This window comes from Oscillospiraceae bacterium (assembly GCA_009780275.1).
In the GTDB taxonomy this organism is placed as follows: domain Bacteria; phylum Bacillota; class Clostridia; order Oscillospirales; family UBA929; genus WRAI01.
In genome coordinates this window covers 110313-134816 of the sequence record WRAI01000002.1, presented here as the reverse complement: position 1 = coordinate 134816, position 24504 = coordinate 110313, and the positions used below count along the sequence as shown (strand labels likewise).

Here is a 24504-nt window from a genome sequence, read left to right as displayed (position 1 = left end):
CGCATTTGTCGTATGAATTCCAATACGATTTCTTTCAGTTCATGTAACAGTGCTACTTCGCTGTCAATGTCATCTACTTTTCTGTCCAACACAGACAACACAGCTTCGGAATTTTTTGCCGAAAAAATTTCTCCGATGTCGCTAATTGAAATGTTCATTTTTCGTAGGATAAGGATTTGCTTCAAGCGAACAAGTGCTGTTTCATCGTACAAACGATACCCCGAACTTTCGCAACGACTGCTTTTGATCAACCCCATTTTTTCGTAATAGCGAAGTGTTCCGGTAGTGACCTCGTATAGTGTAGAGACATCCTTGATTTTAGTTAATTTGTCCATGACAACCTCCGTATAGTGGTAATATTTATCGGCCATGCCGCCGATGTTGATGATGTTGGTGGTTTTGGCGAAAACTACGCTTTTCACAAAAACCATCATGCATCACAGCTATCATAAACTATACACTAAGTAGAGAGTCAAGCCTTTTTTCAAACATTTTTATTAAATTTTTCGTGTTCGATTTTAATCGCCGAATACAAAAAATATAAAGTTGTTGTCAAACACTCTACTGAAACATTAAACGCAGATAACAGTGTCACTATACCATAATAACCTAATCAAAGTCTATCCAAAAATTCTACTTGCCATTGCGCCGCGTTTGGTGTATAATAATCGCAACTTCACAATTGAATAGGAGGCTTCCCATGAACCGATTACGCAATGTATGTCTATTGGGTCACGGTAGTGACGGCAAAACCTCCCTGAGCGAAAGTATGCTCTATCTGACCAAAGCGAGTGACAGGCTCGGAAAGGTGGCTGACGGCAACACCGTAGCCGACTTTGACGCCGAGGAAATCAAGCGGCAGATTAGTATTTCAATGACAGTATTGCCGATCAACGTCGGCGATTGCAAGTTGAATGTTATCGACACGCCCGGCTTCCCTGACTTTGAGGGCGAAGTGGCACAAGCTCTGCGTGTCAGTGACGCGGCGATTATTCTCTGCGGCGCCAAGAATGGCATCGGTGTCGGCACCGAAAAGGCCTGGAAAAAAGTTGTGCGCCGCAATAAGTTGCCGCGTATGATTTACGTTGGGAAACTCGACGAAGAGAACGCTGATTTCGCCAAAACACTGGAAGACTTGCGTGCGAAATTCGGCGCGTCTATTTCGCCCGTTGTTGTGCCGGTTATGGACGGTGATAAGACGATTGGCATTTACGACATCGCGTCCGGCAAGGCGTTTGACGCCGACGGCAAAGAAGTCGCCGCGCCTGACGCCGCGCAGTTCAGCACCTATTACGAATACCTGGCCGAAAACGTTGCCGAAACCGACGAGGCATTGATGGATAAATTTTTCAGTGGCGAGACGCTGACACCCGAAGATTTAAAACAAGGCATTGCTGCGGGCGTAAAAGCCGGCTCATTGACGCCTGTCTTCTGCGGCTCGGCATTTACCGATTTAGGTACAATGGCGCTGTTGCAAGGTATTGTCGATTACTGCCCGTCGCCTGCCGAGGGTACGGGCGAAAAGGCGTTGGACGGCAGCGAAGTGCTGTGTGACGCGAGCGGCAAAACAGTCGCCTTTGTCTTCAAAACGCAGTCTGACCAATATGGAAAATTCTCTTTCTTCAAGGTCCTGCGCGGCAAGGTGACCAACGATATGTCGCTGGTCAACGCGCGGACAGGCGAGAGTGAAAAGCTGGGCCATATCTTTGTCGTGCGTGGCAAGAAAAACGAAGAAGTCAAAGAAATTTCCTGTGGCGACATTGGTGCAGTGGCAAAGTTGGCCGACGTTAAAACGGGCGACACGCTATGTGCAGCAGGCGCTGTCGTTGAGTTGGCGGCCATTGACTTCCTGCCGACATGCTACTCGCTGGCCATCACGCCTAAAGTACGCGGGCAGGAAGATAAAATCTCAACGGGCCTGAATCGGCTGAAAGACGAAGATTTAACGTTTACGCTGGTCAATAACCCTGAGACACGGCAGCTCGTTATCAGCGGCATGGGTGACATACATATTGACGTATTGTGCTCGAAATTAAAGAGTAAATTTGGCGTCGAAGTGCAGACCGAAGCCCCGCGTGTGCCGTACCGCGAAAAAATCCGCAAGAAAGTCAAAGTCGAAGGCAAGCACAAGAAACAATCGGGCGGCAGCGGACAATTTGGCCACGTTTGGGTTGAGTTTGAGCCGTGTGAAAACGAAGAATTGGTCTTTGAAGAAAAGATCTTCGGTGGCAGCGTACCTAAGAACTTCCACCCCGCCGTTGAAAAAGGCTTGCGAGAGAGTATGCAAAAAGGTGTGCTGGCAGGCTATCCCATGGTGTTCTTGAAAGCCACGTTGGTCGATGGCAGCTATCATGATGTCGATTCCAACGAAATGTCATTCAAACTCGCCGCGCAACTGGCTTATCGTAACGGCTTGCCGACGGCCAATCCCGTACTGCTTGAACCTATTGGCGCGCTGCGCGTCGCTGTTCCGGGCAGCTATGCCGGCGACATTATGGGTGACGTCAGTAAACGACGCGGCCGCGTGATGGGCATGGATTCCATTGATGATGTGCAAATCATTGAAGCCGAAGTGCCGATGGCCGAAATGCACAGCTATGCCATCGACCTACGCTCCATGGCACAAGGCCGCGGTAGCTTTACCTTTGCCTTTGTACGCTATGAAGACGCTCCCGCCAATGTGCAGCAAAAAGTCATTGAAGACGCCAAAACGGAAGAATAAGACGTAAATAGAAAATCGGGGCGGAGCAATCCGCCCCGATTGAGAAGCAGAACACTTATACCGGGAGCAAGCGTATGAATGCATTGATTCTTTATGCCACAAAGCACGGCGCGACTTTTGGCATCGCCCAACGTATCGCGGACAACATCGGCGGCGCAACGCTTCATGACTTGAAACAAGGGAATGCGCCGGATTTGGCTGGATTTGACTGTGTCATCATCGGCAGTTCCCTCTATGCCGGAGCAGTCCGCAAGGAGGCAAAAGTCTTTCTCGTAAAAAACGCTGACAGCCTGCAAGGCAAAACAATCGGACTATTTCTGTCCGGGCTGCAATTCGACGAAGAGCAAAAAGCCATTGAAGCAAACTTCTCGCCAACGCTTTTGCAAACAGCAAACGTCGTGAGCTTTTTAGGCGGTATATTCGACCCGCAAAAAGCCGGTGTGATGGAGCGGTTCATCATGAAAGTTGTCACGAAGCAAACGGAGTATACAAACACCATCGACAATGAAAAAGTCAAGCAGTTTGCCGCGCTGATAAAACCATCGCAGGGAGGATAAAACCATGCCGGATTATTCGCTCAACGACCGCGAGATCCAATGCAAGCGAAACGAAGAAACGCGCCGCCGCGATAAGGGAAAGGACGATAGGCCAAGCTGGGGTGAGCGGGCAATTGATATCTTTTTCGGTATAATCGACATCATTATTGACTTGTTTAGCTAAGGGGAGGTCTGTCATGGACAAACACAAATGGAGTGCCGATCTCAGCGGCATTGAGTTTACATTCACCGATCGCGGCAGTCACGGAAAAGTCTTTTGGCAACGCCGAAAAGAATTGCTGCTCAAAGCCGGCGCTAAGCTGACGCCTGACCCGCAGCTCAATAAAGACGGCACGTTAAACTACTCAGCAAAATTCGCCAAAACACTCCGCGCCGACCACGCAGACAAGATTGCCGACAGCGTGACGACTCAAGATATTACCTTCCCGTCGCCGAATGAATTGGGTATTTTTCTGCGATTCGGCGGCGACAACACTTGGACAAATTTGGTGGACAAGGACGGCAAGTCGCTGCACGAGTGGAGTGTGTATGAGTAAAGTGGAAATATATAATTTAAGCCCCGCAAGATAGGGACATTGCATCCCCCTATCTTGTGGGGTTTAATTATTTTTCAAAACAACTGTTGACTTTGACGTTAGGTCAAGTGATATAATCGGGTTATTCTTGTGGAGGAGTTGCGGCTATGAAACTGATAAAAATTACTGATTTAACGCATCAATTGGGTATATCGTCACGTAGCTTGCGGTATTACGAGCAAATCGGACTGATTGCCTCGAATCGTCCCGAATTTGAAAAATACCGCTACTACGACGAGGCGAATGTGGCACGGCTGCAGCAGATTATGGTGCTGCGTAAGATGGAGATTCCTATCAAAGACATCTTGCGTATCTATGAGAACGCCGACATGAGTGTCGTTGTTGAGACATTTGTTGAGCGAATTCGCTTGATTGACGAAGAAGTTGACGCACTAACAGAATTGCGCGCCGTTGTGGATGACTTCTTGCAGGCCATGCTGCAAAACGGCGTAACCAAAATCTCGGCACTGCCTATTCTCTACGAGGAAATGGAAAAGCGTCTCGCGGTCGTGGATAAAAAAACTGTAAACTATAAGGCGTTATCTTCCCTGTCGGACAGGCTGGCCGCGCCCATAGCGGCCGCTATCATAGATATCCCCCCTATGCGAATGCTCTCTGCAGGCGGCAATATTGAGGGTTTTTGGCGATATGTTCGCGCTAACGGCATTGCCGAGGGCAGGCTCGGACAACACGAACAATTCGAGATGCGAGACGAAGTGCTGCTGCGAATCCCCGATGACTTTACGCCGACCGAAAATTTCCAAACGGTTGATTTCGTCGGCGGACTCTACGCCACCGTGAACGTATATCTTGACGAAGACTTGGGGCAACGGTTTCATGCCGTAGTGATAGCGTTCGACGATAACAAATTCTATGAAATCGACTATGATCGCGCCTCCATGCTTGAAAATTTGCTCTCGCCTGACGATAAGCGCGAACTCGTATCCTTGCTCGTGCCCGTCAAAAAGCGTGTGCCCAACCCGGTAATCTATGACAAACCACAAGAAGTGCTGAACATCACCATTGCCGAACTAGACGCAGCCAATCCGCCGCTATGGGCGGTCGATGTGAAGCTCGACAAGCTAAAAGGCATTAATGATCCGCGCTATGTTATCATGGACAACGGTGAAATTGAATACACGTCGTGGATTTCCACGAGAGTGTTATCAACAGAAGTCGCTGTCAAACTGCCCTTTCGTGTAGATATGGAGTTTCGATGTGAGCGCGGCGAAGGCTATGGCGGGCCCGATGGCCCCGTGCTTATTCATCACGGCTGGGACGGCGAAACAAAGAATCCGGTTGACGGCTCATTTCATATCCACGGCAGCCGTTCACGAGAGCGCAATGTGGGCGTGAATCAGCCCATTTTTGGTGACTACCACCGCTTTGCCAAGACAGCAACCCTGCGTCCTGTCGGTGAGTACAACAGCCTTACATGGATTGTCGGAGAGAAGTATATCGCCTGCATTATCAACGACGAAATTCTCTGCTGCGGCGAAAATTTTCCCTACATGGCGCGCGACTTGTCTCGTCAGCGTGCGCTGCCGGTCGTCATCGGTTCGGATGGTAACGACCGCCGCATTATCAAAAGTATTCGCATTTCACAACTCACACAACAACCCAAACATAAAGTCAAAGGAGATCAACTTACTGTGATTACCAAACGAAGCAACAACATCGTCCCCAACATTCACCGGCTCATCACCAGTGAGTGGGGCGAGAATTTCTGGTTCAACGGCTGTGCGCGCTACGTCATGGAAAGCCTCGGCGAGACAGCTTATGACTACGAGTTCTTTCACGGCATTACCGGCGATATTTTTGTGCCGTTTTATACGCGAACCAACAAGTGCTATGGTGACGGCATCAGCGGCTATCGACTGAGCGAGCAAAACACTGTGTGGGTTGAGAATCTCTTTGATAAGTGCGGTTATGCCAGTACTGTGCTATGGGGCGATGATTTGCGTAAGAATCCCGAAATGTATAGACAAACATTGATGGCATTCATCGACAAAGGAGTATCGGTGATTTCATGGGGGTTGGGTGAACCTCAAATTTTCGGCGTTATCGTGGGCTATGAAGCCCATGGCAACACGCTGCTTTACATCATGGGCGATAATGCTGAGCCGGAGCGCATTGAGTTCGACAAAGCAATCAAAAGCATAGCTTCTGAAGAGCCAACGCCCGGCCATGGTGAGGGCTGCTGGATTTTTACCGGGCAGAAAAAGACCCAACGTGACATGGCGCAACTCTGTAAGGGTGCCATTGCAGAACTACCATCGCTGCTAACGGAACAAGGTGACCAATATGCCTGGGGCGCGGAAAGCTTCCGCTTGTGGGCAGACACGCTGGAGCGCGACTGTGAAAATCGGAAATTAACAGACTGGGGTGATTGGGGCGCGTATGTCTGTGCGATGGCCACCATCGGCAGCTGCTGTCACGGTTTTCTCCGCCGCGCGGCAACACTCAACCCCGATTGGAGGTTTGTGCCGTTCTTGCAAGATTTGAGCAATCGTTATGGCAAAATTGCCAATTTATGGAACGCCGAGGGAGGCCTCGAGTCGTTGACGGCGGGATTCAACGTTACGCAAGAGGCGTTGCAAGACAAAGAAAACCGCGCGAAAATCCTTGCCGTTTTGCGGCAAGCGGCGGACGAAATGGATGAGATACTGCGTATTTTGCAGCTGCAATTTGACGAGGCGGCGATGGATGCCGAAATTGCAAAACGCCAAGCCAAACTCGCTGCCGCTGTCGCACGCGTCGAGGCGGCAGCAGCACGGGAGGTATACGATATAGATCTTGCGGCGATGAGCAGCAAAGCTGATGCAGACATTGTCAAAATTGATAATAACATGGTGTCGGTACACTGCTCCAATGACGGCAGTCAAGGCGGCATCGGCGGCATTGATGCCGCGCGCTGGTTCAACGGTCCGGCTAAAATTAAAGTCCGAGTCAAAGTGAATAACGACTTACGGCTGTTCTTCCATTTTGGTGTATTGCATTTCTGCAGCAACGGTGATTTACGCATTCTTGATGTCGCCGATAGCAAAGAATGCATTTACAAGGGAAAAGGTAGTTTGCCGAGCAATGAATTTATTGATATTGAGTGGATTATCGGGCGCGAGGCGATGCTCGTCAAGGTTAACGATGAGTTGCGCCATGCCGGCGTCGAGTATGGGTATATTGATCAGATTAAAGATCCGAGCTACGAGCTATGTTCACCGGTGCGCATCGGTGGGATAGAAGGTACTATCGTAACGGTGACACAGCTAAAAGTGATAGAGATATAAACTAAGGTATAGTGAAGGGCGGCTCTTGCCGCCCCTATAGAGGAAATGTAAAATGAAGTTCAATAAAAATCAAATACAATTTGAAAACGGCTTGCAATGGAAAGTTTGGCGGCACGGCACAAAAATTTTGCCGCTTGATTTAACGTTGCGCGATATTACGGATGATGAACTAAAAATCGGATGTTTACAGGTGCATGAACTATATAACGAGATTATGGTAGATATGTATGTAAATCACACGCAATATGAGGAAGATGACCTAACGTGGTTCAGTCATTATGAAGGCTTTTTTGATACTGTGCTTAAATGTAAGGAGCTCACTGTATGCGGCGAGCGATGGTTGATTCCGGCGGGAAAGTTTAAGAAACTGGAAAAGCGATTGAAAGCGTATCGAAAACTCCAAAAGTTCGGCTTCTCGTTTGTTGTAGAGAACGACATGGTGGAAATTACAAATAGAAAGTATCCACTGTTTCTAGAAACTATATATCGGATGCAGCCACTTCGACATAAACGAAACACACCTATGTTTGAATGTGATTTTCGGGTATTCAACAAAAAATACGTGCTAACATTTGATGATATTATACACTCCTTCAATGATACGCAGCGAGAAGGATTTTCAATGCTGTATGAACATGCGAAATCCGTAAGCGATAAAGTGAAAATCAAAGCATTCAGCAGCAAGTGGATGATTTTCACCTATAGAGGTAACAATGTGGCTAAACTAACAAGCGCGCCGTCTATTGATATTCCGTATAGTTTTGATATAAAAGATGGCAAACACAAAAACAGATTAGAATCGTTTTTGGATGTTGTTTCGCAATATGATAAGGCAAAAACAATACTGGATGTGATCAAGCAAGATATTCACAAGTGTAAATTGCCCGGCCGCTCCTGCAATTTCATCGGGAATGGATGTAACGGACCTATTAAAATAAAAATCGCCGGTGAGGACGTCTCTGCGACGAATTGTAACTGCAACATTACCAGAGGTCGGCAATATAGTGTCCAGGATTTTGAGGTGTATAAAAATTTAATTGATATTCGGATAGAACAGGTAAAAGACGCTTTGAAGTAGAATATTAATATTCAATTCCAACATTTAGCTCGTATGCCGTGCCCATTTTTTGAAAATAGTAGGCAGGCAAGGAGTTGGAGAAGATGAAACGATTGATTTTTGCAGGCTTAGCGTGCCTGATGTTATCAAATACAGCCTTAGCGGAGAGCAACTGGGGCTTGGGCTTTGGCGCGCAAGGTCAGCCGCCAAAAGGACAGGAATCAGCAGAATTTTTAGCAGAATACGATGCATATTATCTTGGGGACACAAGCCAAAAAGTGCTGTATCTTACTTTTGACGCAGGTTATGAGAATGGCAACACCATGCCAATTTTAGATGCCTTGAAAAAGCACGGCGTACCTGCCACATTCTTCTTGGTCGGACACTACCTCGAACAAGAGCCGGACTTGGTGCGCCGCATGGTGGCAGAAGGGCATATTGTTGGCAACCATAGTTATGGGCATCCCAATATGTCGGGTTTAAGTGCCGAAAAATTCAAACAAGAACTAGAGTCGCTCGCCGGGCTCTACAAAAATATCACAGGTGAAGAGATGCAAAAAATCTACCGTCCGCCGAGCGGTAAGTATTGCCAAAAGAGCCTGCAAATGGCGAAAGATTTAGGCTACAAAACAGTCTTTTGGAGTTTGGCATACGCCGACTGGGACAACAATAAGCAGCCATCACGACAACAAGCTTTTGATAAACTGCTGCCGCGCACACACAACGGTGCCATTGTACTGTTGCACAATACCTCCAAAACAAATGCCGAAATTCTCGACGAGCTATTACAACGCTGGAAAGATAACGGCTACACGTTTGGACGGTTGGATGAAATCGGCGTGTAGGGGCGGCATCCTGCCGCCCCATATGAACAGTGAAATAGCCAAAGCAGCAAAAGAAATTCTCTGGTGCTGCTTTTATTTTACGACCATCACATTGACAGCTTTCAACAAAAAAGGTATACTGAATAAAATCACACAGGAGGGCATTTCCATGGCAAAATTGCGCACATTGATTGAGGGCGGACAGTGGTACAAAGGCAATCTGCATCTGCATACCACCATGAGTGACGGGCATCTCGACCCGGCCGGTGCCGTCGCCGTTTACCGAGACCACGGGTATCATTTTCTGGCAGTCACCGATCACGGCAAGTGGGGCATTCATGACGACTTGCAAAGCGACGACTTTATTATCTTCGGCGGCACAGAGTTGGGCAAGTCGCTGTCTGGTGATGACGGCTTTTGCCATCACACAGTACATATGGCCATTCCCGGTGACACGCCGTTTGTCCACGGTCAGGATGTGCATGAACTCAGCAAAGACATGGATATGCAGCAGACCATCGACTATATGAACGCCAATGGCTGCGTTTCCATTTATTGCCACCCGCGCTGGTCGCATGTCAGCATGGAAGCATATTCATCGATTGCAAATTGTATAGGAATGGAAATTTATAACAACGCCAGCGAGTTGGCCTGTGCCTGCGGTGAGTCAGTGAGTTATTTTGAACGCTCAATGTGGGCGGGCGACAAAATGCTTGCCTTTGCCTGCGATGATGCACATCGCCGCAGCGGCTACTTGGGCGGTTGGATTACCGTCAAAGCAAAATCTTTGACGCACAAAGACGTCATGGATGCCATCAAAGCCGGCAGTTTTTATGCTTCGACCGGTGGCCCTGAAATCCACGATTTCTACGTTGAAGACGGCGTAGCGCATATCAAATGTGAGCCCAGCAAAACAATCTCGGTTTTCGGCGATGCCTCCGTTGGCGGACGCTACCCTGTCGAAAGCGACATACTGATGACTGAATTCGCCTGGCCCTTTACCAAAGAATGGCTGCCGCGCGAAGCCGGCATGAATTGCGTATGGGCCGTATGCGCCGACGAAAAAGGCCGCAAGTCCTGGACGCAGCCAATTTGGTTAACGTAAACTTGCAGGGGCGTCCATCACTCGCCCCTGCGTCACATAGATTTATGCCTCACTGAACTGCTCTTTGCCGACGCCGCACAACGGACAAACCCAATCCTCGGGCAAGTCGGCAAAGGTTACGCCCTCAACGATCTCATCGTACACATATGAGCAAACGTCACACACAAACTGTTTCACATTCTCACCTCATTTCGCACAGAAATTATTTACTGATAGAGGAGTTGTAACTATGGATACATCGGCTTTGCATAAACTCGGTTATGGGCTCTATGTCCTGACTGCCAAAACCGACAAGGATAACGGTTGCATCGTCAATACCGTCATGCAAATTACAAGCCAAGCGCCGACACTCGGTGTAGTTGCTGTTAACAAGGGCAACTATACGCACGACATGCTCGTGGCGTCAAAGCAATTCAATGTGTCCTGCCTGACAACCCAAACACCATTTAGCGTTTTCGAGCGTTTCGGGTTTCATTCGGGCGAAATTGTCAATAAATTCGCCGACGGCGAAACGGTAGTGCGAAGCCAAAGTGGGCTGATCTACCTAAATGATTGCACAAACGCCTACTTGTCTTTTGCCATTAAAGAAGTATTGGACTTCGGTACGCACACACTGTTCAAATCCGAAATGACCGATGCGGCCATCCTCAGCGACGCCGAAAGTTTGACCTATGCCCATTATCACAAATACATCAAACCCAATGCTGCGGCGCAAAGCGGCTGGCGGTGCAAGATTTGCAGCTATGTTTACGAGGGCGCAAATTTGCCAAGTGCATTCATCTGTCCCATCTGTAAACACGGCGCAAGCGATTTTGAACCGATCAACTGATACGCATCTATTATAATCTACCAAAAGCCGCTTCGTCAAGGCATTCACGATATTTTGCTTTTGTTAAAGTGTATATAGGATACCGCGCCGTAAATTGCCGATACCCCCCCTTGCCAATGCCAAAATTCTATGGTACAATAAGCAGATTTATAAAAAACGCAGGGGGAAACACGCAACTATGACAAACTTAGCAACTTACTATCCGGCCGTTTCCGAATACTATCCCGTCTACGACGCGGCGGGGCCCGCCATCCATTGGCTGGGCGTTATCATCGGGCTGCTCCTCGCCATCGGGCTGATTTGTTGGAAAATGACGCCTGTCGCCGCTATGTTTACCGGCACAATCGTCGGCGTCATCATCGGCGGCATGATGGGCGACTTGACGTGGAGCCAATTACTGCCCGAGTCGCTACGCGTCGTTATCGAAGGTACGCGAAGCCTTGCCGGTACGTTCGTGCGCATCATTGCCGGCGGTGTGCTGGCTGGCGTACTCATCGAGTCGGGTGCGGCGGAATCCATTGCGCGCGGGCTGGTTAAGAAACTGGGTGCCAAACTGGCACTGCTGGCCATAACGCTGTCGGGCACGATTCTAACGGCATCGGGCATCTTTATGACCGTCGGTGTTGTCATTCTCGCACCCATCGCGCTGTCGGTGGGACGGCGTACCAATATTCATAAAATGGCGCTGATTTTGGCGCTGTCAGGCGGTGCTAAGACAGGTAACTTGATTTCGCCCAATCCCAACGCCGTCGCGCTGGCCGACAGTTATGGCATTCCGTTGAGTGAGCTGATGATTGCTGGTTTTATTCCCATGATTTTCGGCATTGTCATTACCACGCTGTTGGCAACCGCCATCAAGAAAAAAGGCTCACCCGTCACCGCCGCAGACGGTGACGCTGACAGCGAAGCCAACTTGCCAAGTTTCGGTAAATCCATTGCCGCGCCTGCCATCGCTGTTGGGCTGCTGCTCAGCAGCACCATTGGTCGCGCCATAGGCATCGGCTTTTTTGAAGCCTTTGAACTCGATGCACTTTTTGTCCTGCCCATCGCCGCGTTAACCGGCGCGCTGATATTGGGAAAGGGCCGAAACTTTGTCGAATACACCAACAAAGGCATTATGAAAATCGCACCTATCGTGTTGATGCTCATCGGTGCCGGCACGATCGGCGCGTTGATTACCAATTCTCAGCTGCCCGGCGTGTTTGAGTCTGCCATTATCGGGCTGGGCTTGCCCACCTTTATGCTGGCGCCTTTGTCAGGCATTTTCATGGCATCGGCCATCGGGTCTACGGCGGCCGGCGCGCTCCTTGCAGGTGAAATGTTTGCCCCGACACTGATATACGCAGGCATTAACCCCGTCCACGGCGCTGTCATGACGCATGCTGGCTCGACGACATTGGACATCATGCCGCATGGCAACTACTTCCTGGCCAGCAAGGACGGCCTCAGAGTCCAACTTAAAGAGCGTCTCTCCGTCTGGCCGTACGAGGCCATCATCGGCTTCACTCAAGTCATCGTCGCCACCATACTCTTCGGCTTCATCCTCGGGTAGTTAAAATATTCGTCCTTGGCGGAACATGAAAGCTTTGCCAAGGGCGATTTTATAAACAACTGGTAAAGGCAGGGCAGATCATGAACAAAGCAGGCAGGTTCGGCACATTCGGCGGCCAATACATTCCCGAAGTCTTAATGCCGACCGTACAAGAACTCAACACCGCCTATCAGCACTACGCAAAAGACCCGGACTTCCAAGCCGAGTTTACGGCGTTGCTGAACAACTATGCAGGCCGTCCGTCCATGCTCTATTTTGCCGAGAAAATGACGGCAGACCTCGGCGGTGCCAAAATTTACATTAAGCGCGAGGACCTCAACCACACCGGTTCGCACAAAATCAACAACGTGCTGGGACAGACATTGTTGGCTAAAAAGATGGGCAAAACGCGCGTCATCGCCGAAACCGGCGCGGGACAGCACGGCGTGGCAACAGCGACTGCTGCTGCGCTGCTGGGGCTGGATTGTGAAGTCTTTATGGGCAGAGAGGACACCGAGCGGCAAGCCCTCAACGTCTTTCGTATGGAACTGCTCGGCGCCAAAGTGCATGCCGTAACAAGCGGTACGCAAACGTTAAAAGACGCCGTCAACGCCGCCATGCGTGAGTGGGTGACACGGCTTGAAGACACACATTACGTCATCGGCAGCGTCATGGGGCCACACCCCTTCCCCACGATGGTGCGGGACTTTCAGTCCGTTATCGGGCGGGAAATCCGTGCGCAGCTGCAAGGCGCCGAGGGACGGCTGCCTGATGCCATTGTCGCCTGCGCCGGCGGTGGCAGCAACGCCATTGGTGCGTTCTTTGACTTCATTGGTGATGAGAGCGTTCGCCTTATTGGCTGCGAGGCCGCCGGTCACGGTATCGCTTCGGGTAAACATGCAGCTACGTTGAGCACCGGCAGCCCCGGCATTTTCCATGGCATGAAGTCGCTGTTTGTCCAAGACGCGTATGGGCAAATCGCACCGGTACATTCCATTTCAGCCGGGTTGGACTATCCGGGCATCGGCCCTGAACACGCCCAATTGCACGAGACCGGACGCGGCGAATATGTTGCCGTGACCGACAAAGAGGCCGTCGAGGCGTTTAGTTATTTAGCGCGTACCGAGGGGATCATCCCCGCCATCGAGAGCGCCCACGCCGTGGCGCATACCATGAAATTGGCGCCGCAGCTGGACAAGGACAAAATTATCGTGCTCAACCTGTCGGGGCGCGGTGACAAAGACGTGGCAACCATCGCGCGGTACAAGGGGGTCGACATTCATGAATAAGATTACGCAAGCTTTTGTCAATAAAAAAGCATTGACGGCTTTCCTCACCGGCGGCGACCCAAACATCGAAACAACAGAAAAACTGATTGTCGCCATGGCTGAAAGTGGCGTAGACATGATAGAAATCGGCATTCCCTTTTCCGATCCGATGGCCGAAACACTTGTCGTACAAACCGCCGACGAACGCGCTCTCACTAACGGCTGCACCGTGGATAAGTTGTTTGCCATGGTCAAACGTGCGCGGCGGAATGTCGACATTCCGCTGCTGTTTATGACGTATATCAACCCCATCTTCGCATACGGTACCGAGCGGTTTATGAAAAACTGTCAAGATTGCGGTATTGACGGCGTCATCGTACCCGACCTGCCGTTTGAAGAGCGAGGCGAATTGGCCGATGCCTGCAAACAGTATGGCATTACACATATTTCGCTGATTGCGCCATCCTCACAAGAGCGCGTCCAGACCATTGCGCGCCAAGCCGAAGGCTTTTTATACTGTGTATCCTCGCTGGGCCAAGCCGATTCCGATGCCGCCCAAATGATAGTACAAGCCAAAGCTGTAGCTGACCTACCCTGTGCCATCGCCGTAAATACATCTGAGCAGGCACGGAAAATGGCAGCCATTGTCGATGGTGTAATGATTGGCAGCGGCATCGTGCAACTCGTTGCCGAACACGGCAAAGATGCTATCACACCGGTGACCGACTATATCCGCGAAATGGAAGATGCGCTGCGGTGAAACAGGCCTTAAACAGGGGAGCATATTATGCAAAACTATACAGATATCAATGCCCGCACCATTGACAAATGGACAGACGCCGGTTGGGAGTGGGGCATCGTAACCACCGCCGAAGCCTACCAAGCAGCGAGAGACGGCAGATGGGACGTATTGCTCACACCGCTGAAGCCCGTACCGCACGACTGGTTTTCGCCATACCTCAAAAGCGGGCGGCTTGACGGTGTAAAGTTGCTCGGCCTCGCTTGCGGCGGCGGGCAACAAATGCCGATTTTTCAAGCGTTGGGTGCCGATTGCACCGTATTGGATTACTCCCAACGCCAGCTTGATCGTGAGCGCGAAGTCGCAGCGCGCGAGGGCTATGACATTGACATTGTCCATGCCGACATGACGCAACGCTTGCCTTTTGGCGACAACAGCTTTGATATAATTTTTCACCCGGTCAGCAATGTGTATGTCGAGGATGTATACCATATTTGGGGTGAGTGTCAACGCGTGTTAAAACCCGGTGGCATATTGCTTGCCGGCATGGACAACGGTCTTAACTTTCTTGTCGAGGACGAGAACTTAGATCCGCCTGTAGTGGAGAATAAACTTCCCTTCAATCCACTGAAAATGGAAGGCGAACGCCGCCAACGTATGATTGACAACGACGAGGGCTTACAGTTTAGCCATACGATGGAAGAACAAATCGGCGGACAACTGAGAGTCGGTTTGGCTCTAACGCATTTGTACGAGGATACGGATACGAGTATTTGGGGGCAATATGTTCCGCTCTTTGTGGCGACAAGGGCTGTCAAGCTGTCTTGACCGTCGGTCTATCGCCGAAGCTCTTTTTTTGCAGGGTTATCAATGACCTGCCCGCTCTCGCAAAACCGCGAGCCGTGACAGCTGCAATCCCATGATTTTTCCACGGCATTCCAATGCAGTTTACAACCCATATGCGCGCAGCGTGGTCCGCCGATGGACAGCAATCCCTTGGCCGCGCCGCCGATATTCATCAACAGTTGGCTCGATAGCATGGAGCGTTGCGGCGAATAGAGATCTTCAAGGTCGCTCTGGCCATGAACAATTAGGTCACACAGCAGTTCAGCCGCTACCATTGAACCCGTCATGCCCCATTTGTTAAAGCCTGTCGCGACGTATAAATTCTCTTTGCCGGCTCGATGCCGCCCGATATACGGCACGCCGTCAAGGCTCATACAATCCTGTGTCGCCCAGTGGTATCGGATGGCGGCGTTGGGATATACCTGTGCCGCAAGGGCTTCCAATGCGGCGTAATTACCACCTCTTTTGCCCGTCTTATGATCTCCGCCGCCGACAAAAAGCAGATTGCCGTAGACGCGGAACGAGTGCCCATTCCTGTGTTCATCGAGATACATGCCATCCAAAAGCGGCGCATTTTCCAAAGCCAAAACATAGCTGCGATGCTGATAGAGTTTGAGAAAATATAACCCCGGCACATTGATCAGCGGATAGTGCGTACACAACACGATGTGCTTGGCTGTAATTTTGCGCCCGTTCGCCGTATAAGCTACGCGCCCCTCGACTTTGTAGATGAGGGTATTTTCATAGATTTTCAGCCCCTCTGCGAGGGAATACAACAGCTTTAACGGATGAAATTGCGCCTGTCCGCCCATCGCGATTGCGCCGACGGTGTCAATCGGCAGTGGGGGAGATTCCTCAATGCGTGAAGTAATACCCAACTCATGGTACGCCTTCGCCTCATTCTCGAGCTTGTACCTGTCGTCGGTTGAATAGACGTAAGCCGCTTTTTCCTCAAAATCACAGGAAAATTGCTCGGCCAATGTGCGGTAATTGCCGATGGCGCGCATATTCGCATCATAATACTGCCGTGCTTTTTCAACGCCGCGCCGCTTGACTAAATCGGCATAAATCAGCCCATGTTGTGCCGTAATTTTGGCCGTGGTGTTTTTAGTAATGCCGCTGCCAACGGCCTTTGCTTCAACGACAACACAGCGTACGCCCGCCGCTTGTAAACGATGTGCCGTAAGCATGCCGCACAGCCCGCCGCCAACAACCAGTACATCGGTAGTTATATTGTCATCCAAAGGCAAATCAACTTGCCGCGCCGTCATTTCACTCCATACAGAATTCATGGATTTATACCTGCCTCTCGCGGGGCGCCCGCGTATGCGCTCACTACAATGTCAATATTGCTAGTATGCGCAAAGGCGAGAAAAATAACAAAAATCCGGGCAGCGGTTCGTGTTCGTACCGTTGTCCGGATTTTTTGCGTTTATATGCTTGGGGATTCGGCGGCTTCTTAGTCACGGGATTGATGCCGCCCCAATTGCCGCGCAGTGCCGAGAAATGCTCTTTTTGCTCCCGCTTGGAGCGCTTTTCGAGCGGGACATATTTTCGCTGTTTCATTAGAAACACCTCCTCACCATCATTATAACACATGATCGACATGGTGTCATGTGCCAAGCTAGTATTTTTTGCAAATTATTACCCCAACCCCTTGACAAATGAGTTAGTCTATGCTAACATACAAATGCGGTTAGACAAAACTAACCAAAGTTTTTACGATTGGAAAGAGATGGGCTTATGGCACACGAACAATATATCAACTTATACGAAGCAACAAAGCGCGGTACCTTTCAAGTGACTTCCGTGCCCCAAATCGGGTTGCTGGAAGGCATGGGCTTGCGCATTGGCACCAAAGTAACAGTGCAAAATCGCTACGCCTTAGGTGGCCCGGTGCTGTTGCGTGTTGAAGACACGTACTCAATTGCTTTGGGTAAAGACATTGCCCAGCAAATCGCCGTTAGCCGAGCGATGGCATCGTGAGTGACAGCAAGATGATTAAAGATACGGTCCTGCTGATGGGCAACCCCAATGTCGGCAAAAGCATCTTCTTCACCGAATTGACAGGCATTCACGCCATCAGTTCCAACTACGCCGGTACGACCGTGCAGTTCATGGAAGGTCGTTTTTCCGTTGGCGAAAAAGAGTACACACTCATCGACGTGCCCGGCACATACTCGATGAATGCCACGTCGGAGGCCGAAAGCGTTGCCGTGCAATTTATGGAGAGCGGTGCAAAAGCCATTATCTGCGTACTCGATGCGTCTAATCTGGAACGAAATCTATGCCTTGCGCTGGAGCTGAAACAATATAATATCCCGACGATCTATGCGCTCAACCTGACCGACGTTGCCAAGCGCCATGGTATCGCTGTCAACGCTAAGCTTCTGGCGCAAGAACTCGGCGCGCCGGTCATCGAAACAGTGGCCGTCAAAACCAAAGGACTGGAAGAGCTGTTGCAGCAACTCGAAGCTGTACTTAATGCGTCCAAAAACTGCTCGCACAGCTCTTGTGGAAAATGTGTGTCCTGCCCTTCAAGCCGCAAAGTCAAACAAGGTGATATTCCGCTCGTCGCCAAGGAAATCGCGCGCCGCGTCACCGTGAAAAACGACGCCAAACCAAGCTTTTTAGACAAACTTGGTGAGAGTATGATGAAGCCTATGCCCGGCATCCCTATTGCTTTGTTGGTCATGGCGTTGGTCATCAGCATTGTCGTCTTTGGTGGACGAATGCTGCGCGCCTTTGCGTTGCTGCCGCTGGTAAACGGCATAATCGTGCCTTTTTTTCGTGACCTCTTTACCTCCATCTTGCCCGAAGGCATGCTGCTCAACATCCTGGTCGGCGAATTTGGTGTTTTTGTCATCAGTTTCGAGTGGATTGTAGCGCTGATTTTTCCTTACGTCCTGCTGTTTTTCGTATCGTTCACATTTTTGGAAGACACAGGATTCCTGCCTCGCATGGCAGTGTTGTTTGACAACGTCATGCGTAAGCTCGGCATTCAGGGCGGTAGTTTAATCCATATGTTCATGGGCTACGGCTGTGCCGTGCCCGCTATTATCGGCAGCCGCGCCGCCACCTCACGCAAAGAGCGCATTGTTATCAGTGCCGCCATTTGCTTCGCCATCCCGTGTATTTCACAAACAGGCGCCATCATCAGTCTGTTATCGGCCTACGCGTGGTGGATGCTGCCGGCCATGCTGTTGTTTTCACTGCTGTTGTTTGTCGTCGTCACCTTGGTGGCGGGCAAGTTGGTCAAAGGCAAAGTCGATCCGCTCATCATTGAAGTGCCAAATCTGCTCATGCCCAACCCCAAGGCTTATGGACGCAAGCTTTGGACGCGTATGCGGCACTTCCTCAAAGATGCCGAAGTGCCTATGATGATAGCCATCGTCATCGCCGCTGTATTGAGCGAATCGGGCATACTGAATGCCATCGCTGTACACGCCCAACCCCTCGTAAGTGGCTGGTTGGGTTTGCCTGCCGAAGCCGTGACGGCCTTGATTTTGGGTGTTGTGCGCCGCGAAATGTCAGTCGCGCCGCTGATGGCGCTCGACTTAACAGCATTGCAAGCCTTTGTCGGTGGCGCGGTGTCGCTGATGTATTTGCCATGCATCTCGGTATTCGCCATCCTGACCAAGGAATTCAAACTCAGAGTCGCTCTGCTCATTTCGGTTGCTACAATCGCACTGGCGCTCTTTGTCGGCGGCCTTATCAACCATATCGCCGGAATTTTTGTATAGTTTGAAAGGAGCCAATCATGCACATCACAAAACTGACACAAAAAATCGAAAGCTGGGCGTCTGAAACGGCGTTCATCTATAAATTTGCATCGGGCTACTACCGCGATGTTGTTGAAAAAGAAATTGTTCTTGCCAATATTGGTGGCCATGACCATATCCTCTGTGTCGGCGGCGGTATTTGCCCTTTTACCGCTATTCTGTTCCATCAGACAACAGGTGCCAAAGTGACGGTCATCGATAACGACAGCTGCTGCGTGCCCAAGGCCAAGCGTGTTATCGAGCGGTTGGGGATTAGTGATGCCGTGCGAGTACTCTGTCAAGACGGCAGCAACCAAGCACTGGCCTTTGCCGATTATACGGTGGTTCATTTTGCCTTGCAAGTCTGCCCTATGGAAGGTGTTTTTTCAAATATCGAAAACCGCGTTGACCCCGGCACGAAATTATTGATACGCCAACCCAAACGAAAATTACGCAAACTGTATGATAAATTGCCAAGTGCGCTACTGCGTCGCTGCCCGCTGACAATGCATAAAAAAGCGCGAAACATCGGCAGTACATTGCTCTATGTCAAGCCAACATATGCTGCATAAGACATGCCGGCTCGCAGGCTGCTGCTCTCGGCGTGTCGCATGGAAATGGTTCATTGCCGCTATGGTCATTGCTTTACTTGCGCTCACTCTATGGCGGTTCGACAGCCAAAGTTTATTGCATAGTCTCCGGCACATCCCACTATGGTTGATGGCGTTGTTGCTTGGTCTGCAAATTATATCACAACTGCTTGTCAACACGCTGTGGCATAGTATTGCCAAACTGACGAATACGCCTATCTCGTTCGGGAAAATGTTCAAGATAAACAGCCAAGGTGCCGTCGTCGACGCCATCACCCCCGGCGTGAAATTCGGCGGCGAGGTCACGCGTGGCGTGCAAATCAAGCGTGTTGCAAACTGTGACGGCACGCAGGCGGCAACTCTTGTTGTATTGCAAAAGTTGTTCAGTCTGACCGCTTTCTTTTTCGCATTGCTGTTTGCCATCGGAACGCTGACGCGCCAAGTGCCAGTGTTGCAAGCGTGGGCAACACAAATGTTGTTCTATGGCGTTTCATTGGCGTTGCTGCTGCTGTTTCTCGGCATTTTGCTCGCTCCGCAAGCCGCGCAAAGCTATATACAGAAACGAAACGCTCTGCGCTTTGCATGGGCGCGTAAATTACGAGGTTTTGTGTTGACCTTGTTGACGCAAGTCGAAGCTGTCGGCAAGCATAGAATGCAGCTAACAGCACTCTTTGGCCTGTCGCTGCTCATCTGGCTGCTGTATCCACTGAAATTATATTTACTGGTAGTGCAGTTCGCGCCTGACATTTCAATTGTCTATATCGCCGCCATCGCTTTTGTCGCCTATATGGTCGCCATGCTGCCGATATTCCCCGGTGGACTTGGCGGCTTTGAGGGGACCATGACCGCCTTGTTGGCGGTGTTTGGGCTTGCAGCGGGCGATGCTGCTGTGACAACAATACTGTTCCGTTTCGTCACTTTTTGGTTTGTCATGTTGATGGGACTGGCTGTTATTGCCGTTGGTAAAGCAGCGCAGCACATGAGGAGACAACGATGAAAAAACATATCCCAAACATCTTTACACTGCTCAACCTGTCGGCGGGGCTAACGGTCATTTTGCTATTGTTGCAGCCTGAGCATCCGCACAAACAGCTTATTGCGCCGGTGTTGATTGTTATGGGCGGCGTGGCTGATTTCTTTGACGGATACCTCGCCCGTAAGCTCAACGCCGTAACCGACATGGGCAAACAGCTCGACTCTTTCGCTGACATCATTACTTTTGGCGTCGCACCCGTTTGCCTGGTCATGTATCGGATGCCGCACCAATACTTTACATGGATAGCCGCCGTCTGCCTGTTGTATGTTGTGGCCGGCGCATATCGCTTGGCGCGGTATAATTTGAACGATTTTCGTGACCATTTCATCGGCTTGCCCATCACTGCCGCCGGCATAATCCTCGCCGCATACTGCTCCATATACTCGCATTGGACCAATGAGGCACCCCCCGTAATAAACGCAGCAATAACAGGCATGGTCATGCTTTTGTTGGGTATTATGATGGTAAGTCGTAAGAAATTTCGCCGATTTTGCGACATTTTGCGGCAAAAATAGGGTGAGTAAAGACACAACCTTTCATACAAGCCGGACGTTTGTTCCCGGCTGCGATGTAGTCGGGTTGCCGAAAATGAAAAACGAGACTGCCTATGCATTACCCTCTGCAAATTCCATGGTTTTGCCGGTATGAGCAGAACTGATTTCCATTTTTGCCCGTTTGTTTGAGCATGCCAAAACAGCGTTCAAAGGTTACTTGTAGCAATTGCTTGTGGAAAAGAGCCAAATGATTTTGTTTAGATGTTTGATGCGTTATACCGATCGCCGCCGTATGTACAATGCAGATGCCGCGGTATCTGCTATAATGAACTTGCATTCAAACAGGAGAGACATACTATGCAACATGGGGCTTTAGCTATCTGCAAACTTACGTGTTGCGTGCAAAATATTCACGTAATGTGTAGTTGACTTATGATCAAAAGTATAGTTCAATATTGTCAGAAGCGCTTCTAAAAATATAGATAATCAGAGAGGTGTAAAAAATGACAACCTATCTTAGTGAGAAATTCAAACAGCTGCGGAAAAACCGCGATCTAACGCAAGAACAAGTCGCTGATATTTTCGATGTGACATCGCAGACTGTCAGCCGTTGGGAAACAGGCACAAATATGCCAGATATAGGGCTACTGCCGCATATCGCCATTTTCTTTAAGGTTACAGTCGATGAGTTATTGGGAACCGAGGTGGTACTTGGTGAGCAAAAAGTTTCGGAGTATAAGCGGGATATTCGCAATTTGCTCAATATCGGTAAAGCAGATAAGGCTATTGAAATGGCGCGAATCGCGTTAAAAGAATACCCTGTGAATTATTATTTGCAAAACCTCCTTGTACAGGCGTTGTGTACCGTCGATGCTGAGACGTTTAAGCAAGAAATCATAGCTGTCAGCGAACGGGTTATGGAATATTGTCCCGACCCCAATATCTGCCTGGATGCTAAATTTCAACTTTTTAATCAATATGTCGAATGGGATATGAAAGAAGAAGCGGAAAAAATCTTGGTTACATTGCCGTCTGAGGCGTGGTACACACAAGATGTCAACGCCGGCTCTGTATTAGAGGGCGAGGAATGGCTGCAGAACCAACAGCTCCAGATTGTGCGCTTTACCATTTTATTGTGTGATTTTATAAAAGGTTATGCTCGCAAAGCCGATTTGGACACGCTGCAAAGAATCAAGTGGTACAAGGCGGCAATGCAAATTGAAGCTTTGACAGACTCAATGCGTGACGATGGTGGCGATTCAGTTGAACGTGCATTTCGACACCTCGATGTTGCCGAGCTATACTGTGAGGCAGGCGATATTGAAAATGCCTTAACATGTGTAGAAAAAGCAACGCAAAACGCCATGAAGCATCTTAACATTATGTATAAAACCGAGTCACTGTTTGATGTTGTTAGGGGCACTGAGCGGTTTGTGGCATGCTTTGAATTGCTCCGGGCCAATTCGGGGGCGTTGAAGCACTGACATCGAAGCATCGTTATGGCATAATTGCTTTGCGTGCAGATCATGCATTGCGCGAGTTTGAAAAAGCAGAGGCGTATTGGGAAAAATCCTTTGCGCTTGATGATGACATGCTTGACAGTCGTTATTCGCTTGCCTTCTGTCTAAAAGACCAAGGGAAACTTTTGAACTGATTTTGAAGCAATTGCGCAAAAAAGGCTATGAATATGAAACACGTTTGGATTGAGGAAGAATTGACGAAACTGGCTAGTTGAAATGTCACAATATAAGCATTTTCTATTTAAAGATAGCAACAGGGCGCGGCCATATCGCCGCGCCCTGTTATTTGTTCAACTTTCCATCTGCTTGCCTAAGAACCCCGATACCGTTTGCACCAGTTTCAGCTCAGTTTCACTCATCTCGGTGGCGGCATCGGTTGATATCAACACCACGCAACCTGATACGTCGCCCTCGGCAAGGATGGGTGACGCCAAACCGACTAACGCACGATTGTTGCCGTCAACGATAGAAATTCCTTGTTCTCCCGATTTATGCAGATGAGTTTGGCGATCTTCCATGATTTTTTCCACATCTTCACTCAGGCGCTTATCTTGCAAGTCGCGACGCATCGGTCCGCTGGCAGCAATGACTGTATCACGGTCAGTGACAACGACTGAGAAGCCGCTTGTTTTGTGCAGTGTCTCGCAAATTTGTCCGGCAAAAGATGATAGCTCGCCCAGTGGCGAATACTTTTTGAAAATGACTTCACCATCTCTGTCAGTATAGATTTCAAGCGGGTCGCCCTCTCGAATACGCATAGTGCGACGAATTTCTTTAGGGATGACAACGCGCCCGAGGTCGTCGATACGGCGTACAATGCCTGTTGCTTTCATGTTTATTTCCTCCTAAGTCACGGTTGAAATGACCGGTTAATCGAAGCAATGCATCCTAGTATTCGTTAATTTTGGCAGATTATGCAGAAATGTGGTAAGTTGGTGAAGCTGGTTTTCATTATTATTGTCTGAAATGGTAGATTTTTAGATTCATTTTTGATATAATGGCCGCAGTAAATGTAGGGAGGTTCCTATATGAAGTCGCAAAAACCTTTGACTGCGGGTAAAAGCGTTAGAAAAAAAGGCTTGCAAGTAAGCTCTTATTTTCGCGCGCGCATTGCTGCTCTTATCATGACTTTAATTGTCATAGCGGGACAAACATGGATAGCGTATGCGATAAATCTTGATTTTATTTGGATATTACCACTTATTTCAGGTGTGATGCTAACTTCTTCTATACTTGCCTATTCGGGCAGTCATAGGAAGCCTTCGAGGTTAGCACGTGCGCTGTCAATTGCGGTCGTTATTCTTTTGCCATTGATAAACTTGATTTGTATGGGGTGGTTTATTTACGATATGCTTAATCCGGCGACCGTCACGCTCTCTCACGAATTGTTGTTGGCAGGCTTTGCCTTGTGGGTCGTAAATATCGGCGTTTTTGCCTTAGCATATTGGGAGCTTGATACGGGTGGTCCGGAGGTTCGCGCGCTGGGGTTTGCGACAGTATTTCGCAATAAAATTTATCCCGACTTTGTCTTTCCGCAGCAAACATCAAATGATTCGAGGCTGGCACCCGAAAACTGGACGCCGGGATTTATTGATTATCTTTACGTGTCAATTACAACAGCAACTTCGTTCTCGCCTGCTGCATTGACGCCATATAGCCACATGGCAAAAATAATGGCAGGCGCAGAGGCGCTGGTCAGCTTATTTATTCTTGGTTTAATCGTTACGCGTGCGATGTCGCTATCGTATTGAGAAAGGGCACCG

At 49.5% G+C, this 24504-nt stretch carries 25 protein-coding genes; 20 read left to right on the top strand and 5 right to left on the bottom strand.

Features of this window, described 5'->3' with window-relative positions; genetic code table 11:
* Positions 1–422 (bottom strand): MerR family transcriptional regulator (locus FWE06_01340; protein ID MCL2545825.1); only part of this gene is annotated, 422 nt, incomplete at its 3' end.
* 278 nt (positions 423–700) lie between these two features.
* On the opposite strand from FWE06_01340, the gene FWE06_01335 reads away from it, so the two are divergent.
* The 8 genes from FWE06_01335 (at position 701) to FWE06_01300 (ending at position 10127) form a co-directional block, all read left to right on the top strand.
* Positions 701–2722, top strand: a complete 2022-nt coding sequence (locus FWE06_01335) for an elongation factor G (GenBank protein MCL2545824.1) — start codon at positions 701–703, stop codon at positions 2720–2722.
* A gap of 74 nt (positions 2723–2796) precedes the next feature.
* Positions 2797–3279, top strand: coding sequence for a flavodoxin domain-containing protein (locus FWE06_01330; protein ID MCL2545823.1), 483 nt, complete (start codon positions 2797–2799; stop codon positions 3277–3279).
* A 4-nt stretch (positions 3280–3283) separates the two neighbouring features.
* On the top strand, positions 3284–3442 hold the full coding sequence (locus tag FWE06_01325) for a hypothetical protein (GenBank protein MCL2545822.1): 159 nt from the start codon (positions 3284–3286) through the stop codon (positions 3440–3442).
* Between the two features lie 13 nt (positions 3443–3455).
* A complete protein-coding gene (locus FWE06_01320; protein MCL2545821.1) occupies positions 3456–3815 on the top strand; it encodes a hypothetical protein in 360 nt (119 codons plus the stop codon).
* A 146-nt stretch (positions 3816–3961) separates the two neighbouring features.
* Complete coding sequence (locus FWE06_01315) at positions 3962–7141, top strand: MerR family transcriptional regulator (GenBank protein ID MCL2545820.1); 3180 nt, start codon at positions 3962–3964, stop codon at positions 7139–7141.
* Between the two features lie 52 nt (positions 7142–7193).
* Entirely contained in the window at positions 7194–8219 is a 1026-nt protein-coding gene (locus FWE06_01310) for a hypothetical protein (GenBank protein MCL2545819.1), read from the top strand.
* An 83-nt stretch (positions 8220–8302) separates the two neighbouring features.
* A complete protein-coding gene (gene pdaA / locus FWE06_01305) occupies positions 8303–9043 on the top strand; it encodes a delta-lactam-biosynthetic de-N-acetylase (protein ID MCL2545818.1) in 741 nt (246 codons plus the stop codon).
* A gap of 148 nt (positions 9044–9191) precedes the next feature.
* The gene (locus FWE06_01300; protein ID MCL2545817.1) at positions 9192–10127 is read left to right on the top strand and encodes a hypothetical protein; all 936 of its coding nucleotides are present in this window, start codon (positions 9192–9194) and stop codon (positions 10125–10127) included.
* Between the two features lie 42 nt (positions 10128–10169).
* Here the strand turns inward: FWE06_01300 and FWE06_01295 are convergent, their stop codons facing one another.
* Entirely contained in the window at positions 10170–10304 is a 135-nt protein-coding gene (locus FWE06_01295) for a rubredoxin (GenBank protein MCL2545816.1), read from the bottom strand.
* A gap of 52 nt (positions 10305–10356) precedes the next feature.
* Here FWE06_01295 and FWE06_01290 point away from each other — a divergent pair, with 52 nt between their 5' ends.
* The 5 genes from FWE06_01290 to FWE06_01270 all read left to right on the top strand — a co-directional run bounded on the left by FWE06_01290 (position 10357) and on the right by FWE06_01270 (position 15322).
* Positions 10357–10956 (top strand): flavin reductase, encoded by a 600-nt coding sequence (locus tag FWE06_01290; GenBank protein ID MCL2545815.1) that lies wholly within the window; start codon positions 10357–10359, stop codon positions 10954–10956.
* Between the two features lie 178 nt (positions 10957–11134).
* Positions 11135–12508, top strand: coding sequence for a GntP family permease (locus tag FWE06_01285; GenBank protein MCL2545814.1), 1374 nt, complete (start codon positions 11135–11137; stop codon positions 12506–12508).
* Between the two features lie 80 nt (positions 12509–12588).
* Positions 12589–13776: a tryptophan synthase subunit beta gene (gene trpB, locus FWE06_01280; GenBank protein ID MCL2545813.1), complete on the top strand. Its 1188-nt coding sequence runs from the start codon at positions 12589–12591 to the stop codon at positions 13774–13776.
* Positions 13769–14515 (top strand): tryptophan synthase subunit alpha, encoded by a 747-nt coding sequence (trpA, locus tag FWE06_01275; GenBank protein MCL2545812.1) that lies wholly within the window; start codon positions 13769–13771, stop codon positions 14513–14515. The genes trpB and trpA overlap by 8 nt, the downstream gene beginning before the upstream one ends.
* Before the next feature lie 27 nt (positions 14516–14542).
* Complete coding sequence (locus tag FWE06_01270) at positions 14543–15322, top strand: class I SAM-dependent methyltransferase (protein MCL2545811.1); 780 nt, start codon at positions 14543–14545, stop codon at positions 15320–15322.
* An 8-nt stretch (positions 15323–15330) separates the two neighbouring features.
* Here the strand turns inward: FWE06_01270 and FWE06_01265 are convergent, their stop codons facing one another.
* A complete protein-coding gene (locus FWE06_01265; GenBank protein MCL2545810.1) occupies positions 15331–16632 on the bottom strand; it encodes an FAD-dependent oxidoreductase in 1302 nt (433 codons plus the stop codon).
* Between the two features lie 43 nt (positions 16633–16675).
* Positions 16676–16906: a hypothetical protein gene (locus FWE06_01260; protein ID MCL2545809.1), complete on the bottom strand. Its 231-nt coding sequence runs from the start codon at positions 16904–16906 to the stop codon at positions 16676–16678.
* Between the two features lie 177 nt (positions 16907–17083).
* Between FWE06_01260 and FWE06_01255 the strand changes: the two genes are divergently transcribed.
* The 6 genes from FWE06_01255 (at position 17084) to FWE06_01230 (ending at position 22705) form a co-directional block, all read left to right on the top strand.
* Complete coding sequence (locus FWE06_01255) at positions 17084–17326, top strand: ferrous iron transport protein A (protein ID MCL2545808.1); 243 nt, start codon at positions 17084–17086, stop codon at positions 17324–17326.
* Positions 17327–17337: 11 nt separating this feature from the next.
* Positions 17338–19083, top strand: a complete 1746-nt coding sequence (locus FWE06_01250; GenBank protein MCL2545807.1) for a ferrous iron transporter B — start codon at positions 17338–17340, stop codon at positions 19081–19083.
* 17 nt (positions 19084–19100) lie between these two features.
* Positions 19101–19673: a hypothetical protein gene (locus FWE06_01245; GenBank protein ID MCL2545806.1), complete on the top strand. Its 573-nt coding sequence runs from the start codon at positions 19101–19103 to the stop codon at positions 19671–19673.
* Positions 19648–20688 carry a flippase-like domain-containing protein gene (locus tag FWE06_01240; GenBank protein ID MCL2545805.1) on the top strand — a complete coding sequence of 347 codons (1041 nt, stop codon included), beginning with the start codon at positions 19648–19650 and terminating at the stop codon, positions 20686–20688. The genes FWE06_01245 and FWE06_01240 overlap by 26 nt, the downstream gene beginning before the upstream one ends.
* Complete coding sequence (gene pssA, locus FWE06_01235) at positions 20685–21242, top strand: CDP-diacylglycerol--serine O-phosphatidyltransferase (GenBank protein MCL2545804.1); 558 nt, start codon at positions 20685–20687, stop codon at positions 21240–21242. Before FWE06_01240 ends, pssA begins: the two co-directional genes overlap by 4 nt.
* A gap of 482 nt (positions 21243–21724) precedes the next feature.
* Positions 21725–22705 carry a helix-turn-helix domain-containing protein gene (locus FWE06_01230; GenBank protein MCL2545803.1) on the top strand — a complete coding sequence of 327 codons (981 nt, stop codon included), beginning with the start codon at positions 21725–21727 and terminating at the stop codon, positions 22703–22705.
* A gap of 326 nt (positions 22706–23031) precedes the next feature.
* Here the strand turns inward: FWE06_01230 and FWE06_01225 are convergent, their stop codons facing one another.
* The gene (locus tag FWE06_01225; GenBank protein ID MCL2545802.1) at positions 23032–23574 is read right to left on the bottom strand and encodes an AbrB/MazE/SpoVT family DNA-binding domain-containing protein; all 543 of its coding nucleotides are present in this window, start codon (positions 23572–23574) and stop codon (positions 23032–23034) included.
* 195 nt (positions 23575–23769) lie between these two features.
* Between FWE06_01225 and FWE06_01220 the strand changes: the two genes are divergently transcribed.
* Positions 23770–24492: a hypothetical protein gene (locus tag FWE06_01220; GenBank protein MCL2545801.1), complete on the top strand. Its 723-nt coding sequence runs from the start codon at positions 23770–23772 to the stop codon at positions 24490–24492.
* Positions 24493–24504: the final 12 nt, after the last annotated feature.